Source organism: Oryzihumus sp., assembly GCF_054325275.1.
The window spans coordinates 1-16,533 of the sequence record NZ_JBTCWL010000006.1 but is presented as its reverse complement, the minus strand read 5'-3'; the positions used below and the strand labels follow the sequence as shown (position 1 = coordinate 16,533).

At 72.8% G+C, this 16,533-nt stretch carries 15 protein-coding genes, 1 other RNA gene and 1 pseudogene; 9 read left to right on the top strand and 8 right to left on the bottom strand.

Features of this window, described 5'->3' with window-relative positions; translation table 11 throughout:
• Positions 1–2: 2 nt before the first annotated feature.
• Entirely contained in the window at positions 3–1,019 is a 1,017-nt protein-coding gene (locus ACXVGS_RS02430; protein WP_458530743.1) for an ABC transporter ATP-binding protein, read from the bottom strand.
• Between the two features lie 201 nt (positions 1,020–1,220).
• On the opposite strand from ACXVGS_RS02430, the gene ssrA reads away from it, so the two are divergent.
• Positions 1,221–1,587: a transfer-messenger RNA gene (gene ssrA / locus ACXVGS_RS02425) on the top strand.
• Positions 1,588–2,297: 710 nt separating this feature from the next.
• On the opposite strand, the gene ACXVGS_RS02420 is transcribed toward ssrA, so the two are convergent.
• Together ACXVGS_RS02420 and ACXVGS_RS02415 are read right to left on the bottom strand one after the other, a co-directional pair.
• Positions 2,298–2,750, bottom strand: coding sequence for a hypothetical protein (locus tag ACXVGS_RS02420; RefSeq protein ID WP_458533550.1), 453 nt, complete (start codon positions 2,748–2,750; stop codon positions 2,298–2,300).
• A 49-nt stretch (positions 2,751–2,799) separates the two neighbouring features.
• Positions 2,800–3,012 (bottom strand): hypothetical protein, encoded by a 213-nt coding sequence (locus tag ACXVGS_RS02415; RefSeq protein WP_458530741.1) that lies wholly within the window; start codon positions 3,010–3,012, stop codon positions 2,800–2,802.
• A gap of 132 nt (positions 3,013–3,144) precedes the next feature.
• On the opposite strand from ACXVGS_RS02415, the gene ACXVGS_RS02410 reads away from it, so the two are divergent.
• Positions 3,145–3,666, top strand: a complete 522-nt coding sequence (locus ACXVGS_RS02410) for a COG4315 family predicted lipoprotein (RefSeq protein WP_458536590.1) — start codon at positions 3,145–3,147, stop codon at positions 3,664–3,666.
• Between the two features lie 160 nt (positions 3,667–3,826).
• Here the strand turns inward: ACXVGS_RS02410 and ACXVGS_RS02405 are convergent, their stop codons facing one another.
• Genes ACXVGS_RS02405 through ACXVGS_RS02395 form a run of 3 tightly spaced genes read right to left on the bottom strand, consistent with a single transcriptional unit; the run spans position 3,827 to position 6,050 of the window.
• Positions 3,827–4,492 (bottom strand): anti-sigma factor family protein, encoded by a 666-nt coding sequence (locus ACXVGS_RS02405; protein ID WP_458530739.1) that lies wholly within the window; start codon positions 4,490–4,492, stop codon positions 3,827–3,829.
• A complete protein-coding gene (locus ACXVGS_RS02400) occupies positions 4,489–4,998 on the bottom strand; it encodes a sigma-70 family RNA polymerase sigma factor (RefSeq protein ID WP_458531910.1) in 510 nt (169 codons plus the stop codon). The genes ACXVGS_RS02405 and ACXVGS_RS02400 overlap by 4 nt, the downstream gene beginning before the upstream one ends.
• A 53-nt stretch (positions 4,999–5,051) precedes the next feature.
• A complete protein-coding gene (locus tag ACXVGS_RS02395; RefSeq protein WP_458531909.1) occupies positions 5,052–6,050 on the bottom strand; it encodes a zinc-dependent alcohol dehydrogenase family protein in 999 nt (332 codons plus the stop codon).
• A 159-nt stretch (positions 6,051–6,209) separates the two neighbouring features.
• Here ACXVGS_RS02395 and ACXVGS_RS02390 point away from each other — a divergent pair, with 159 nt between their 5' ends.
• Both ACXVGS_RS02390 and ACXVGS_RS02385 read left to right on the top strand, forming a co-directional pair.
• Complete coding sequence (locus ACXVGS_RS02390) at positions 6,210–8,588, top strand: phosphoketolase family protein (RefSeq protein WP_458536589.1); 2,379 nt, start codon at positions 6,210–6,212, stop codon at positions 8,586–8,588.
• Entirely contained in the window at positions 8,585–9,673 is a 1,089-nt protein-coding gene (locus ACXVGS_RS02385) for an acetate/propionate family kinase (protein ID WP_458536588.1), read from the top strand. The genes ACXVGS_RS02390 and ACXVGS_RS02385 overlap by 4 nt, the downstream gene beginning before the upstream one ends.
• Positions 9,674–9,682: 9 nt before the next feature.
• Here ACXVGS_RS02385 and ACXVGS_RS02380 read toward each other — a convergent pair whose 3' ends face one another.
• A complete protein-coding gene (locus tag ACXVGS_RS02380) occupies positions 9,683–10,303 on the bottom strand; it encodes a class I SAM-dependent methyltransferase (protein ID WP_458536587.1) in 621 nt (206 codons plus the stop codon).
• A gap of 13 nt (positions 10,304–10,316) precedes the next feature.
• On the bottom strand, positions 10,317–10,694 hold the full coding sequence (trxA, locus tag ACXVGS_RS02375) for a thioredoxin (RefSeq protein ID WP_458530807.1): 378 nt from the start codon (positions 10,692–10,694) through the stop codon (positions 10,317–10,319).
• A 111-nt stretch (positions 10,695–10,805) separates the two neighbouring features.
• Between trxA and ACXVGS_RS02370 the strand changes: the two genes are divergently transcribed.
• The 5 genes and pseudogenes from ACXVGS_RS02370 to ACXVGS_RS02350 form a co-directional block, all read left to right on the top strand.
• Positions 10,806–11,348: a hypothetical protein gene (locus ACXVGS_RS02370; protein WP_458530806.1), complete on the top strand. Its 543-nt coding sequence runs from the start codon at positions 10,806–10,808 to the stop codon at positions 11,346–11,348.
• Between the two features lie 149 nt (positions 11,349–11,497).
• A complete protein-coding gene (locus ACXVGS_RS02365) occupies positions 11,498–12,892 on the top strand; it encodes an amino acid permease (protein WP_458530805.1) in 1,395 nt (464 codons plus the stop codon).
• Positions 12,893–12,909: 17 nt separating this feature from the next.
• Complete coding sequence (locus ACXVGS_RS02360) at positions 12,910–14,376, top strand: malic enzyme-like NAD(P)-binding protein (protein ID WP_458530804.1); 1,467 nt, start codon at positions 12,910–12,912, stop codon at positions 14,374–14,376.
• A 242-nt stretch (positions 14,377–14,618) separates the two neighbouring features.
• A complete protein-coding gene (locus ACXVGS_RS02355) occupies positions 14,619–15,980 on the top strand; it encodes a lytic transglycosylase domain-containing protein (protein ID WP_458531907.1) in 1,362 nt (453 codons plus the stop codon).
• Positions 15,981–16,234: 254 nt separating this feature from the next.
• Positions 16,235–16,533: pseudogene (locus ACXVGS_RS02350) on the top strand (DEAD/DEAH box helicase); the annotation flags it as partial.

Sequence of the window (16,533 nt, the reverse complement as noted above, 5' to 3'; positions counted from 1 at the left end):
CCTCACTCCCGCAGCGCGGTGCCGGTCAGGTGCAGGAAGACCGCCTCGAGATCGGGCTCGGCCACGTCGACCGAGCTCACCGCCGCCCCGGCCCGGTCGGCGGCCTCGAGCACGGCGGGCAGCAGATGGCGCCCCTCACGCACGACGAGGTGTACCTCGGGCCCGGAGACGTCCGCGCCGTCGACCCCGGCCAGCCCGCGGCAGGCGGTTGCCAACGCGGTCAGGTCACCGGTGGCCGTGAGCGTGATCCGGTCGCGCTCCCCAAGACGGGAGACCAGCTCGCGCCGGGTGCCCTCGGCGACCAGCCGGCCGTGGTCGATGATCCCGACCCGGTCGCAGATCCGCTCGGCCTCCTCCATGTAGTGCGTGGTGTAGAGCACGGCCATCCCGCTGGCACCGAAGCGGCGCACGCTCTCCAGGATCGCGTGCCGGCTCTGGGGGTCTACCCCGACGGTGGGCTCGTCGAGCACCAGCAGCGTCGGCCGGTGCAGCAGCCCGGCCCCGATGTTGAGCCGGCGCCGCATCCCGCCGGAGAAGGAGTCGACCCGGTCCTCGGCGCGGTCATGCAGGTCGACCAGGTCCAGCACCTCCTCGACGCGCTGCTGCAGCACCCGGCGGGGCAGGGCGTAGAGCCGGCCGAAGAAGCGCAGGTTCTCCCGCGCGGTCAGGTCCGGGTAGAGCGCGACGTCCTGGGGCACGTAGCCGACCAGGGCCTTGGCGGCCGTGCCGCCGCCGTCCATCGGGTGGCCGCCGATGGTCACCCGTCCCGAGTCCGGGGTCAGCAGCCCGCAGACCAGCCGGATCGTCGTGGTCTTCCCGGCGCCGTTGGGCCCGAGCAGGCCGTAGGTCTCCCCGGGGGCGACCGCGAAGCCGACGTCAGCGACCGCGACCCGGTCCCCGAACCGGCGCACGAGGTGCTCGGCGCGCAGCACCGGCTCGGCTCCCAGCGGCGTCGCCGCCCGCTGCGGTGCAACGCCGACCGCCCCACCTGCCGGTACGCCGCGTGGCTGGCCGTCCATGCCGGAAAGCCAAGCCTCGCCGTGCCCTGGCGACCAGAGACCCATGTCCCGGCTCCCCCCGGGGGGAGGGGCGGCGCACGGCGGCCACCCGGCATACCGGGAATGGCTTGGCGGTCCCGTCCGTTGGACGGATAGGCTTGGTGCACCGGCACCGGCCCGGCAGCAGGTTGAGAAGTGAACAGTGCGACGTAGCCACCCCATGGGGGTGATCGGTTTCGACGTTGGTCGTCATTCCAGGGGAAGCGGGTCGAGGATGCAGGGTTATCTCGTTAACGCTCCCTGTAAACCAATAGGTGCCAATTCCAAGCGCACCGACTTCGCCCTCGCCGCCTGAGCGAGCCCCGAAGTCCGTCAGCCTCGGTTCGCTACTGACCGAGATCCTGGCGTCAGCTAGGTAGCTTGCTGCGCAGTCATGTCGGGGGACTGCGCGGGACTCTTACTCGACTGGGCCTGTCAGAGGACGTGTGCGTGCGAGCTCTGGGGCCGAGAAAGTCCACAGCGCACTGCACCCGGAGAAGCCCTGGATTCACGTCAGCGGACGCGGGTTCGATTCCCGCCACCTCCACCACTCATGGGTACGTCGCACTGCTTCACGCTCAGGACGAAGGGCCCGACCACCTGGTCGGGCCCTTCGTCATGCCCCGCCGGGCCGGCCCGCCACAGACAGCGTGCCCGGCGCCGCCTGCGCCTCATCCCTTTGCGGGAGATGGGGTTCCACCCCGCTCAGTAGCCTCGAAAGCGGCGTCACAACGCCCCGTGAGGTGAGGGGAGGGCTCGCCCGCGGCAGGTCGATCGGACGAGGGTCATGACTGCTGAGAACCCGGCAACACCCCTCCCGCAACCATCGGGGCGCCCCGACCGCTGGGGTGTGGGGGCCCCAGCGGTCGGAGCGGAGGGCGGCACCGAGGAGCCGCGCAAGCTGGCCCTGTCGCCACGCGTCATCGTCATCGGCCGGGCCGGGCTGCTGGGCGCGGCCTGCGCCTTCGTCGTCGGCGCGTTCGTCGTTGCGGCACAGCAGAGCGAGCCTGCCGCCCAGGGGGCGCTCGTCAGCACCGGGCCGAGCCCGAGCCTGCTCGGCGGGACCGGGCAGGAGGGCCCCTCGCTCAGCCTGTTCGACCCCTGGGGCCTGACCGTGCCGCGCCTGACCCAGCCCACGCCGGCACCGGGGACTGGTGTCCTGGCGACCGGAGCCGGCGCGACCGCGGCCTACGTCGCCCCGCCGTTCCTGCGGACCTCCGCGAGCGGCCAGATCAGCTCGGCGACGCCGCGCGGTGGCGGTCACCTGGTCGTCGTCCCGCCGACGTTTGGCGGGCGGCCCCCGAGATCCGTCGGCGGCGGACCCACCGGTACGCCGACCACCCCGGTGACCACCACCACGGGTCCGACCACGTCGCCGACGACGACCCCCACGACGCCGACCTCGACGACGACGTCCACGACGACCACGTCGTCCACGACGACCACGTCTTCGTCCACGTCTTCGACCTCGTCGTCGAGCACGTCGTCCACCTCGTCGTCGACCTCCAGCTCGTCGTCCTCGAGCTCGTCGTCGTCGGACACCTCGTCCTCGAGCTCGTCGTCGTCGGACACCTCGACGTCCAGCTCGTCGTCGGACACCTCGACGTCCAGCTCGTCGTCGGACACCTCGACCGCCAGCTCGTCGACCTCGGGGACCTCCACCACCTTGACGACCTCGGACACCTCCACGACGGTGCCAAGCACAGCCCCCACGTCCTGACCCGTCCGGGAGTGCCGGTGGACATGGGCCTGGGGGAGCGGCTCAGGGCTCCCGCGTCACCTCGGGGGTGGGGGTGTCGCCGACCGGCGACTGCAGCCGCACGCTCACCACGATCGCCCCGAGGGTCGCCGCCAGGCTGTAGGCCGGGGCGGTCGAGGCCACCCCGATGACCACGCTGGACAGCAGTCCGAGCGCACCGCCATTCAGGCCCCTGTCCTCACCCGTTGTCCCAGTCGGGGGTGCCGCTGCCGTCATCGCGTCTCCCCGGTTGGCGCCGTCCCTCCACGGTGGCGCTCGCGAGGCTCCGGTGCAACCGCCGAGCCGGCGTCGACCTGAACGCCACGGCCCTGCGGGTCGTGACTGCAGTGAGTCCATCTGGAGGTCACCATGCGCGTCATCGCTGCACTCGGATCCCTTGCCGTCCTGGGCCTCGCGGCCTGCGGCAGCACCACCACCGCCGGCAGCCCGCCGTCCTCGAACCCGGGCGGGGCTTCAGCGTCCAGCCCCGCCGCTGCGGCCGGCACCCTCGCCGTGCGCACCACGTCCCTCGGTCCGGTCCTCGTCGACGCCCGCGGCCGCACCGTCTACCTGCTCACGGCGGACAGCCCCGGGCACTCCAGCTGTGCGTCGAGCTGCCTGCGCTACTGGCCCGCGGTGCCGCCCGGCGCGTCCACCCCGACGTCACTGCCTGGGATCACCGCCACGATCGGCACGACCGCGACCATGGCTGGTGGCAAGACGCTCACGGCGGGTGGGTGGCCGCTGTACACGTTCGTCCAGGACAGCAAGCCCGGGGACGTCACCGGCCAGGGCGTCAAGAGCTTCGGTGGCACCTGGTATGCCGTCTCGCCCGCCGGCAAGGCGGTCACCACCGCCCCGTCGAGCTCGGGCGCCCGCGGCGGTTACTGACCGGCCCGTCCCCGGCTCCTGCCCCCCGCCCACTGAACACGGCTTGACCCGCGAATCGGCCTCCCAGACGACTCGATTCGAGGGTCAAGCCGTGTTCGGTCGAGAGAAGGGGGCGGCCGTCAGGGCCAGGAGGCCGGGGCCAGGCCCGGTCAGGACGCGGTCAGGACGCCAGGGTCAGGACCGGGGTGCCTGCGGCCGTGCGGACCTCGACCCGGGCGATGTCGGCCGACCGGGTGGCGCTGGCCGCGGTGACCTGCGAGACCTTGCCGGGCACCGCCGCCCAGGTGGCCACCTGCTCCGCGTGCCCTGAGCGGTCGACGACGAACAGCGCGTAGGAGACGTCGGCGCTGCCGTAGTACCGGTTGTCGTAGGTGCAGGTCAGCTCGATCCGGGTGCCCCAGGCGACCCCGACCAGGCGGGCGCTCGCGTGCAGCGGGGTCACCGCGACCTGGCTCATCGCGGTGCCGACCGGCGCCGGCGGGGTGGAGGGGGTCCCGACCTGCGCCACCCCGCCGGCGACGGCTACGGCCAGCAGTGCGGCAGCCGCGGCGCCGGCACCGCCCAGCGCCCACCGCCGCCGGACCCGGTCCCGGTGCACCTCCCGGGCCAGCCGGGGCAGCAGCGTCGGCGGGACCTCGGGCGCCGGGCCCTCGACCTCTTCGCGGGGCACCCGGGCGAGCAGACCCGGCATACCGGCGAGCTCGCGCACCGCGCGGGCACAGTCCTCGCACGTGGCCAGGTGGGACTCGTAGTCGCGGCGGTCCTCCGGGGACAGGGCCCCGAGGACGTAGGCGGCGTCGTACTCGGCGTAGGCGTCGGTGCTCACGAGGTCACCCCCATCTCCTGCAGGGCCAGGCGCAGGGCGCGCAGGGCGTAGTGCGTGCGGGACTTCACGGTGCCCTCCGGCACCTCGAGGATCCGGGCGGCCTCGGCCACCGACCGGCCACGGTAGTAGCACTCCAGCAGCACCGCGCGGTGCTCGGGCGAGAGCTGCGCCAGGGCATCGGCCACCAGCCACGACTGCAGCAGCTGGTCGGTGCGGTCGGCGGTGGGCAGCTCGGGTGGCTCGTCGACGGCGAGCTCGTGGCGGTTGCGGGCCGAGCGCCACTCGTCCACGACGATGTGCCGCGCAACGGTGAAGAGCCAGGCGCGGGCCGAGCCACCGGACTGGTCGAGCACCTTCGGCGAGCGCCACGCCCGCAGGAGGGTCTCCTGCACGACGTCCTCGGCTCGGGCGCGGTCGCCGCCGGTCAGGCGCAGACAGAAGCCCCACAGGGCGCCCGCGTGCTCCGCGTGCAGGGCCTGCATCAGCTGGTCCGGGGTCTCGCTCACCACACCTCCCACCGCCACCACGAGGGGGATGCCTCCATGGTTCACCCGCGCGGTCAGGGGTGCAGCACCGCCGCGCCGTCGAACGCCCCGGAGGCCAGGTCGCGCAGCGCCCCGTCGGCCCACGCGAGCGGGTAGGAGTGGGTCGTGGCGCGCACGCCGAGGCGGTCGGCGAGGGTCAGCAGCTCCTCGCCGTCCGCCCGGGTATTGGCGGTGACGCTGCGCAGCCGCCGCTCCTCGAACAGCTCCCGGTCGTAGTTGAGCGAGGGGATGTCCGACATCCAGATGCCGGCGACCGCCGCGGTGCCGCCACGGTCGAGGGCCCGCAGCGCCACCGGCACCAGCTCGCCGCTGGGGGCGAACAGGATCGCCCCGTTCAGCTTCTCCGGCGGCTCGTCGGTCGGCCCGCCCACGGAGTCCGCGCCGAGCGCCAGCGCCAGGCGGCGGTTGCGGTCGCCCCGAGTCAGCACGTGCACCCGGATGCCCTGCTTGAGGGCGATCTGCGAGGTCAGGTGGGCGCTGCCGCCGAAGCCGTAGATCCCGAGTGCGCCCCCGGGCCGGACCGCGGTGGCCTTCAGCGCCCGGAAGCCGATGATCCCGGCGCACAGCAACGGCGCAGCCTGGTCGTCGCTGATGCTGTCCGGCAGCGCATAGGCGAACCGCTCGTCGACAAGGCACTGCTCGGCGTAACCCCCGTCGACGTCCCAGCCGGTGAACGTCGGCGACAGGCACAGGTTCTCCTCGCCGCGCCGGCAGAAGCGGCAGGTCCCGTCGGTGCCCCCGAGCCAGGCGACCCCGATGCGGTCGCCCCTGGCGAAGCGGGTGCTCCCGGGCCCGAGCTCGTCGACGACCCCCACCACCTCGTGCCCCGGGATGACACCGTGCCGCCGCGGGGCGAGGTCGCCCTCGGCCAGGTGCAGGTCGGTGCGGCACACCCCACAGCACAGGACCCGCACCCGGACCTGCCCCGGCGCGGGCACCGGCGCCTCGCGCTCGACCTCGCGCAGCGGCCCCGTGGCGATGGGGCCCGGCTGGTCCACGATCCACGCCTTCACCCCACGAAGCGTCCCGGGCAGTGCCGGGTCAGGTCGGGCCGAAAGTCCCCTTGGGCGCGGACCAAGGGCCCCAAGGGCGCGAACCGGTTGCGGCGGGCAGACGGGTCGGCGAGCGTGGTCAGCACGTATGCCGCGCAGCACCGATGAGGGGAACCACCCGTGGCGCTCGACCCGGACCTGCAAGCCGTCGACCTGTGGTGGCGCGCCGCGAACTACTGCGCCGTCGGCCAGATCTACCTGCTGGACAACCCGCTGCTGCGCGAGCCGCTGCGCCCCGAGCACGTCAAGCCCCGGCTGCTGGGGCACTGGGGCACCAGCCCCGGCCTGAACCTGGTCTACGCCCACCTCAACCGGCTCATCCGGGAGCGCGACCTCGACGCGATCTTCATCGCCGGCCCCGGGCACGGCGGGCCCGCGGTGGTGGCCAACACGTGGCTGGAGGGCACCTACACCGAGGTCTACCCGCAGGTCGGCCAGGACGAGGAGGGGATGCGCCGGCTGTTCCGCCAGTTCAGCTTCCCCGGTGGCATCCCCAGCCACGTGGCGCCGGAGACGCCGGGGTCGATCCACGAGGGTGGTGAGCTCGGCTACTCCCTGGCCCACGCGTTCGGCGCCGCGTTCGACAACCCCGGCCTGCTGGTCGCCTGCGTCGTCGGCGACGGGGAGGCCGAGACCGGCGCGCTGGCGGCGAGCTGGCACTCCACCGCGTTCCTCAACCCGCTGACCGACGGCGCGGTGCTGCCGGTGCTGCACCTCAACGGCTACAAGATCGCCGGCCCCACGGTGCTGGCCCGCATCCCGGAGGACCAGTTGCGCCGCCTGCTCGAGGGCGCCGGCTGGGAGCCGCGGTTCGTCACCGGCGACGACCCCGAGCAGGTCCATGTGGCGCTCGCCGAGGCGCTGGAGGAGTGCGTCGACATCATCGCCGCGATCGGCGAGCGGGCCCGTTCGGCCGGTCCCGACGAGATGGCTGAGCGCCCCACCTGGCCGATGGTGGTGCTGCGCACCCCCAAGGGGTGGACCGGGCCACGCGAGGTGGACGGTGTGCCGGTCGAGGGCACCTTCCGTGCGCACCAGGTGCCCCTCTCCGCAGTGCGCACGAACCCCGAGCACCTCGGGATGCTCGAGCAGTGGCTGCGCTCCTACCGGCCCGAGGAGCTCTTCGACGAGGACGGCGCCCCGGTCGACGCGCTCTGGCGGGCGGCTCCGCGCGGGCTGCGCCGGATGAGCGACAACCCGCACGCCAACGGTGGCCTGCTGATGCGGCCGCTGGACCTGCCGGACGCCGCCGGTCATGCCGTCGATGTGCCACACCCCGGCCGAGGCGCCAGCGCCGCCACACAGGTGCTGGGCGGGTGGTTGCGGGATGTCATGGCGGCCAACGCCGACCGCTTCCGGGTCATGGGCCCGGACGAGACCGCCTCCAACCGCCTACAGGCCCTGTTCGAGGTCACCGACCGCACGTGGATGGCCCAGCGGTATGCCGGGGACGACCACCTCGCGCCGGACGGTCGGGTCATGGAGGTGCTCTCCGAGCACCTGTGCCAGGGCTGGCTGGAGGGGTACCTGCTCACCGGACGGCACGGTCTGTTCAACTGCTACGAGGCGTTCGTGCACATCGTGGACTCGATGTTCAACCAGCACGCCAAGTGGCTCAAGGTCACCCGTGACCTGCCCTGGCGCATGCCGATCCCGTCGCTGAACTACCTGCTCTCCTCGCACGTGTGGCGCCAGGACCACAACGGCTTCTCCCACCAGGACCCCGGGTTCATCGACCACGTGGTCAACAAGAAGGCCGAGATCGTCCGCGTCTACCTGCCCCCGGACGCCAACAGCCTGCTGGCCGTGGCCGAGCACTGCCTGGCCGGCACCGACAAGGTCAACGTCATCGTCGCCGGCAAGAACCCGGCGCTGGACTACCTCACCCTGGAGCGGGCCCGGGCCCACTGCGCCCGGGGGCTGGGCGTGTGGGAGTGGGCCGGCACCTCGGCGGGCGAGGAGCCCGACGTCGTCATGGCCTGTGCCGGGGACGTGCCCACCCTGGAGACCCTGGCCGCGGTGGCGCTGCTGCGAGAGCACCTGCCCGAGCTGCGTGTCCGGGTGGTCAACGTGGTCGACCTCATGCGTCTGCAACCGACCGCGGAGCACCCCCACGGCCTGCCCGACCGCGACTTCGACGAGCTCTTCACCCCCGACCGGCCGGTCGTCTTCGCGTTCCACGGCTACCCCTGGCTGATCCACCGGCTGACCTACCGGCGCACCAACCACGCCAACCTGCATGTGCGCGGCTACAAGGAGAACGGCACGACCACCACGCCGTTCGACATGGTCATGCTCAACGACCTCGACCGGTTCCACCTGGTCATGGACGTGATCGACCGGGTGCCCGGGCTCGGGGTGCGCGCGGCGGGGCTGCGCCAGGAGATGGTCGACCGGCGGTTCGCGGCCCGGCAGTGGACGCGTGACCACGGCGAGGACGACCCGGCGATCAGCAGCTGGGAGTGGCCGTGGCCGGCAGAGGATGAGGCCGGCCGGTGAGGGTGCTGACCGTCAACGCGGGGTCCAGCAGCCTCAAGCTCGCCGTGCTCGCCGGGGACGAGGCCCTCGCCGCCGAGGAGCTCGAGGTCAGTGGTGACGGTCTGGACGAGGACCGCCTCGCCGAGGCGCTGCGCGGGATGGACGGCATCGACGCTGTCGGTCATCGGGTCGTGCACGGCGGCCACCACCTGACCGGTCCGGTCTGGGTCGACGCGCGGATCCGCGAGGAGCTCGGCGCCCTGGTCGACCTCGCCCCCCTGCACCAGCCGAAGTCGCTGCGGGCCCTGGACGCCGTCGGCCGGGCGCTGCCCGGGGTGCCGGCGGTGGCCTGCTTCGACACGGCGTTCTTCGCCGGCCTGCCCGCGGGGGCGGCCACCTACGCCCTGCCCCGGGAGTGGCGGGAGCGCTACGGGCTGCGGCGGTTCGGCTTCCACGGCCTCTCCCACGCCTGGGCCAGCTCCCGGGCCGCGCAGCTGGCCGGCGGCCGTGCCGGGTCGCGGGTGGTGGTGGCCCACCTGGGATCGGGCTGCTCCCTGTCGGCAGTGGTCGACGGCCGGGCGGTGGACACGACCATGGGCTTCACACCGCTGGAGGGGCTGGTGATGGGCACCCGCTCCGGCACGGTCGACCCGGGCCTGCTGCTGTGGCTGGAGGAGCACGAGGGCATCCCCCCGCGGGAGGTGGCCGACTCCCTGGAGCACCGGTCCGGCCTGCTCGGCCTGTGCGGCACCGCGGACATGCGTGAGGTGCTGCGCCGCGCGGCCGGGCGCGACGCCGACGCCGCGCTGGCGCTGGACACGTGGGTGCACCGTGTCGTCACCGGGGTCGGGGCGATGGCTGCGGCGGCCGGGGGCCTGGACGTGCTGGTGTTCACCGGCGGGGTGGGGGAGCGGGCGGCGCCCGTACGCCGGCTGGTCGCCGCCCGGCTGGAGTTCCTCGGCGTGCGGGTCGACGACGACGCCAACGACCTCGCGGACGGCGGGACCGATGCGGACATCGGCGCGGGGGACGCCCGGGTCCTCGTGGTCCGGGCGCGGGAGGACGTGGAGATCGCCCGGCAGGTGCGCCAGGTCCTGGGCGGCTGACCCGGCGGGTCAGCCCGGCCGGCGCAGCCGGACCAGGGCGTCCAGGGCGACGCGCGGGCCGTCCGCGGTCTCGACGTGCCGCTCGACGCGGTCGGCGCGCACGACCTCCAGTCCCAGGCCGGCGACGTCGTCGACGACGTCGGCCGTCGAGAACAGCACCGCTGGTTCCTGCGGGACGCCCCAGCCGGCGGCCAGGTTGCTGGTGTCGTGGCCGACGACCAGCAAAGTCCCGCCGGGCGCGAGCCCGGCGGCCGCCCGGCGGGTGGCCTGGCGGCGCAGGTCGGCCGCCAGCTGCAGGTAGCTGATCACGACGAGGTCGAAGGCGTCCGGCGGCCAGGTCACGGTGGTCGCGTCGGCGCAGACCCACTCGACCGCCAACGGCCGACCGGTCGCCTCGAGGCGTGCCTGGGCGGCGCGGCCCTTGGCCAGGCCCTGCTCGGCGAAGTCGGAGGCGGTGACCTGCCAGCCGAGGCCGGCCAGCCACAACGCGTTGCGCCCCTCACCGCAGGCCAGGTCCAGCGCGCGGCCGGGCGACATCCCCGCCAGCTCCGACTCGACCCACTGGTTGGGGCCGGCGGACCAGACGAGCTCCGACCCGGCATACCGGGTGTTCCAGGCCTCGGCGTCCATGCGCCTCAGCCTGTCACTTCGTGGCGTGCGCAGCCTCCTCCTGGGCGACCTGGGCGCGCACGTCCTCCATGTCGAGCCCGCGGACCGCGGTGATGACCTGCTCGAGGGCCTGCGCCGGCAGCGCACCGGGCTGGGCGAAGACGAGGATGCCGTCGCGGAAGGCCATCAGCGTGGGGATCGAGCTGATGCCGGCGGCTGCGGACAGCGCCTGCTCGGCCTCGGTGTCGACCTTGCCGAAGGTGATGTCCGGGTGGGTCTCGGAGGCTTTCTCGAACACGGGCGCGAACATGCGGCACGGGCCGCACCACTCGGCCCAGAAGTCGACGAGCACGATGCCGTCCTGGAGCACGGTCGGCTCGAACGTCTGCGCGGTGAGGGCGGTGGTCGCCATGGGATCGGTCCTTCGTCGGGAGCGGGTGTTCGTGGGGTACAACGGCGGCGGGCCCGGCCTGCTTCCCGCGAAGGTGCAGGTGGGGCGGCAGGGGCGTGCGAGAGTGTGCGCATGAGCGAGGAGTCGGTGGTCGACCAGGCGGCCGAGGTCGCCCAGGACGTGGCCCGTGCGGTCGACCGGGCCGTGCCGGCCGAGGAGGGCGTGAGCGACCGGGAGCTCGGCCGCGCCGGGCGTCGCGCCGCGTGGGCCGGGCCGGTGTTCACCGTGCTGGCTGCCGCGATGGTGCCGTGGACGGTCTTCCTGGCGGTCACCCTGCCCAGCAAGCAGACCGCCGCGCACTACGACCTGGCCTGGGTCGGCTTCGACCTCGCGCTCCTGGCCATGCTCGCGTGGACCGCGTGGTCGGCCTTCCGCCGTTCACCCGTGCTCACCGTGTCGGCGTCGATGACCGCGATGATGCTCCTCGTCGACGCCTGGTTCGACGTGGTGACCGCCCCCAGCGTCAAGGAGCTGGCCCTGTCGCTGCCGATGGCCCTCCTCGTCGAGGTGCCGCTGGCGGTCGTGTGCCTCTGGCTCGCCCGCAACGGGCAGCGGATCGCCGAGCGCCTGGTGGTCATCCGCCTGCGCCGGCGCCGGCGGGCACGCGCCCGCTGACACCGGGCACGGGTTCCCAGGCCGCGCCGGACACGGTCCCGGGGGGCTGTCGTGCCCGTGACCAGCACGTTCTCGGCGCGCTGTGACCGGCACCCTTGACACGGAGTCGATTTGCCACCCTTTGGGTGGACCCGTCATCTTGCTGGGCTATGACCTCCACAGCCCAGAGAACCAGTGAGGCCTCGTCGGGCACCCTCGACGCAGGTCTCAAGCCCCGCCACATCACGATGATCTCCATCGCGGGCGTCATCGGAGCAGGACTGTTCGTCGGGTCCTCGACCGCCATCGCGGCCGCCGGGCCAGCGGTCCTGGTCGCCTACGCCCTCGCCGGGACGCTGGTCGTCCTCGTCATGAGGATGCTCGGTGAGATGGCCACCGCCCAGCCCGACACCGGGTCCTTCTCGACCTACGCCGACCGCGCCCTCGGGCGCTGGGCCGGGTTCTCCATCGGCTGGCTCTACTGGTGGTTCTGGGTGCTGGTCATCCCGATCGAGGCCACCGCGGGCGCCAAGATCCTCAACGGGTGGATCCCGAGCGTTTCCACGTGGGTCTTCGCCCTGCTCATCACCGGCCTGCTCATGGTCACCAACCTGTTCTCGGTGAAGAACTACGGCGAGTTCGAGTTCTGGTTCGCCCTGGTCAAGGTCGTCGCCATCGTTGCGTTCATCGTGCTCGGCGTGCTGGCCATCGCCGGCGTGCTGCCCGGCTCCCACGCCTCCGGCGTCAGCCACCTGTTCAGCAACGGGGGCTTCATGCCCAACGGCTTCGGTGCCGTGCTCGCCGCGATGCTCACGACGATGTTCACCTTCATGGGCACCGAGATCGTCACCATCGCCGCCGCCGAGTCGCCCAACCCCGAGGCCGGCATCCGCAAGGCCGTCAACTCGGTGATCTCGCGGATAAGCCTCTTCTACCTCGGCTCCATCCTCGTGGTCGTCTCCCTGGTCGCCTGGAACGCCAAGGGCCTGGCGGACAAGGGTTCCTACCAGTTCGCCCTCGAGCAGATGGGCATCACCTGGGCCGCCCCGGTCATGGACGTGGTCATCCTGACCGCGGTCGCGTCCTGCCTGAACTCCGCGCTCTACACCGCCTCCCGCATGGCGTTCTCGCTCTCGCAGCGCGGTGACGCACCGAGCGGCTGGGCCACCACCACCAGCCGCGGCGTGCCGGCCAAGGCCATCATCGCCAGCTCGGTCGTCGGCTTCCTCGGGGTCGCCGGCAACTACCTGCTCCCGGAGAAGATCTTCGGCTACCTGCTGGCCAGCTCCGGTGCGATCGCCCTGTTCGTCTACCTCGTCATCGCCTGCTCGCAGCTGGTGATGCGCCGCCGCCTCGACGCCGAGGGGCACCGGCCGGCCGTGCGGATGTGGCTGTTCCCGACGCTGACCTGGGCCACGATCGTGTTCATCGTCGGCGTGCTCGTGCTCATGGTGATCCGCCCCGAGCACCGGCTCGAGCTCGAGCTGAGCGTCGTGCTGGCGGCGGTGATTGTCGCCATCGGTGTGGTCCGGCGCAAGGGCCTGGTTCGGCATACCAGCGAGTAGTTGGAAAGATGAGGCGCATGCCAGCTGCGCCTTCGGTCTCCAACTCCATCACTGTCCGCCTCGAGCTGCCGGCGCGTGCCACCGCCGTCAGCGAGCTCACCACTGCGATCGAGCGCAGCGGCGGCCTGGTCACGGGACTCGACGTCACCGCGTCCGGGCCGTCGCGGCTGCGCGTGGACGTGACCGCGGCTGCCCGCGACAGCTCCCACGCCGACGAGATCGTCGAGGCGATGCGCGCCGTCGAGGGCGTGCAGATCGGCAAGGTCAGCGACCGCACGTTCCTGGTCCACCTCGGCGGCAAGCTCAAGATCGAGTCCAAGGTCCCGATCCGCAACCGTGACGACCTGTCGCTGATCTACACCCCCGGCGTCGCTCGGATCTGCACCGCCATCGCCGAGAACCCCGACGACGCGCGGCGCCTGACGATCAAGCGCAACACCGTCGCCGTGGTCACCGACGGCTCGGCCGTGCTCGGGCTGGGCAACCTCGGTCCGCTGGCCGCGCTGCCGGTCATGGAGGGCAAGGCGGCGCTGTTCAAGCGGTTCGCCGACATCGACGCCTTCCCGATCTGCCTCGACACCCAGGACACCGACGAGATCGTCGCCGCGGTCAAGGCGATCGCCCCGGTGTTCGCCGGGATCAACCTGGAGGACATCTCCGCGCCGCGCTGCTTCGAGGTCGAGGCGCGGCTGCGCGAGGAGCTGGACATCCCGGTCTTCCACGACGACCAGCACGGCACCGCGATCGTGGCGCTGGCCGCCCTGCGCAACGCCCTGCGCTGCGTCCACAAGGCCCTGCCCGACGTGCGCATCGTCATGAGCGGCGCCGGGGCGGCGGGCACCGCCATCCTCAAGCTGCTGCTCAAGGCCGGCGCGCGCGACGTCGTCGTCGCCGACTTCCACGGGGTCGTCCACGCCGGCCGCGAGGACATCGTCAACAACGGCCACGACAACCTGCGCTGGATCGCCGCGCACACCAACGAGCGCGGGCTGACCGGCACGCTGCGTGAGGCCCTGGCCGGCGCGGACGTGTTCATCGGCGTCTCGGCGCCGCACATCCTCACCGGCGAGGACATCGAGACGATGGCCCCGGGCGCCATCGTCTTCGCCATGGCCAACCCCGAGCCCGAGGTCGACCCCGCCGAGGCGGCCCGTCACGCCGCGGTCGTGGCCACCGGACGCTCGGACTTCGCCAACCAGATCAACAACGTGCTGGCCTTCCCCGGGGTGTTCCGCGGCCTGCTGGACGCGGCGTCCACATCGGTCACCGACGACGTGCTGCTCGCGGCCGCGGACGCCCTCGCCGGCGTGGTCACCGATGACCAGCTCAACCCCGCCTACATCGTGCCCAGCGTCTTCCACCCCGACGTCACCAAGGTGGTCGCCGCCGCCGTCGAGGCCGCCGCCCTCCGGGCCAAGGAGGCGTCCGCCGCCGACGCAGCGGGAGCGGAGGCCAGCCCGGAGGTCGTCCCCCTCGAGGCCTGAGCCGCCGCGGCCGGTCGGAGGGCACCCGTCCCGCCGGCCGGCCGGCGGCGCGTCGTCGTCCTTGGTGACGACGTCCCCCTGCGGGGTCTGGGTGAGCGGATCTACGCCGTGGGCCGTAGGGTTCTGATCACGCTTCGTGGTTGCGTAGTTGTTGGCCCGCAACGGGTTTGCCCGGTCTGACTCGACCACTCGCACCACACCGAACCTCCCGACCGCGACCAGGACGACACCGCCGAGACGCCATGACCGCACCGACTGTGATCCGCATCCGCATCCGCCTCCCACGCCGTGCCGGCCTGACCCTCCTGAGCGCTGCCGTGGTCGCGTCGTGCGTGGTCGGCGCCCTCACCGGGCCGCCGGCCGGGGCGTTTGACCGGGTGCCGGGCACCGCCCAGAAGCCGGCCACCGGCCCGGACGACCTGGCCCGGTTCGAGGCGTGGTTCGGTCCTGACGGCACCCTCGGGGACGGGTCGGGCGCGGTGGACGGGGCCAGCTCCCGCAAGACCGCCAAGGTGGCCCTGGTCGCGGCCCGGATCCAGGACGCACCGGTCGAGGACTTCGCCGTGCCGCGCACGGTGCTCGACTCCTACCGCCGCGCGGCGTCCTCGCTCGCGGTGTCCGACCCCGCGTGCCACCTGCAGTGGTGGGTCCTCGCCGGGATCGGCCGGATCGAGTCGGGTCACGCGGCGGGTGGCCGGGTCGATGCCGACGGCACGACGCGTGGCCCGATCCTGGGGCCCGTGCTCGACGGCTCGATGCCCGGGACCGCGGTGATCCGCGACACCGACCGCGGCCGGCTCGACGGTGACCCCCGCTTCGACCGCGCGGTGGGGCCGATGCAGTTCGTGCCCGCCACCTGGGCCGGCTACGCCTCGGACGGGAACCACGACGGCGTCGCCAGCCCCGACAACGTGTATGACGCGTCCCTCGCCGCCGGGCGCTACCTGTGCTCCGGGTCGCTGGACCTGGCCACCGATGCCGGCCTCGCCCGCGCGATCCTGCGCTACAACAACTCGGTCGACTACCTGCGGTCCGTGCTGTCCTGGGGCCTGGCCTACCGCGACGGCACGCAGTCGGTCCTGGACAGCACCTCCACGGTCACTCCGGGGTCGCCGCACCAGCCGTGGAGCACGGTGGAGACGCCCGGGATGCCGGCCGCGCTGACCAGCCACCCGACGACCAGCACCACCACGACCCGGCCGACGACGTCCACGAACCCTCGCCCGGGCACGAGCACGACCTCGACGTCGACGAGCTCGACCAGCACGACCGGCACGCCGACGTCCTCGACGAGCTCCACCAGCACGAGCGGGTCGCCGACGTCCTCGCCGACCTCGTCCACCAGCACCACGAGCGAGCCGTCCACGTCCACGTCCACGACGTCGAGCCCGACCAGCACGACGTGCGCCAGCGACCCTTCGACGACCTCCAGCACCTCGACGACGAGCACGACAAGCGCGACGTCCACCTCGTCGACGACCAGCGGCACGGAGGGCCCAATGCCCTCGTGCACGTCGACGTCTGCGCCGTCCGGCAGCACGAGCGGGACGACCTCACCCACGAGCCAGCCGACCAGCCGGACGGCCACGCGGGACCGCCGGTAGGAGCCCACCGGGAGCCGCGTGGTCAGGGGCACCCCCGTGCCGCTGGTAGACTTGGGACATCCCCTGCAAGGACCGGCGCAGATCGCGCCGACCGGCACGTGCATCTGGCACGCGCGGTTGAGGCAGGGATACGCCGGATAGCAACCGTTACCTCCGGCCCGCCGGGCGCCTGGTGCGCCTGAGGCTCGTTCTCATCGTTACCGCAGCAGGTAGCTCGAGGCGTGCCTACCTCGAGTACCGAAGTGGATTCGTCGATGACCAATCACTCCGGGCGCTCTTCTGCGCCCAAGAAGGCCCGCTGGACCACCGCCAAGAAGGCGGAGGTCAAGAAGGGCCCCAAGAAGCCGCACCGCGGCCAGACCGCCCGCCCGTATGACGACCGCGCGCCCCAGTCGCGCCAGGACCGTCCCGCGCGTCGCGAGTTCGACCGCGACGACCGGCCGCAGCGTCGTTTCGACCGTGACGAGCGTCCTGCACGTCGTGAGTTCAACCGCGACGACCGTCCGCAGCGCTCCGACCGGGACGACCGGCCGCAGCGTCGTTTCGACCGTGA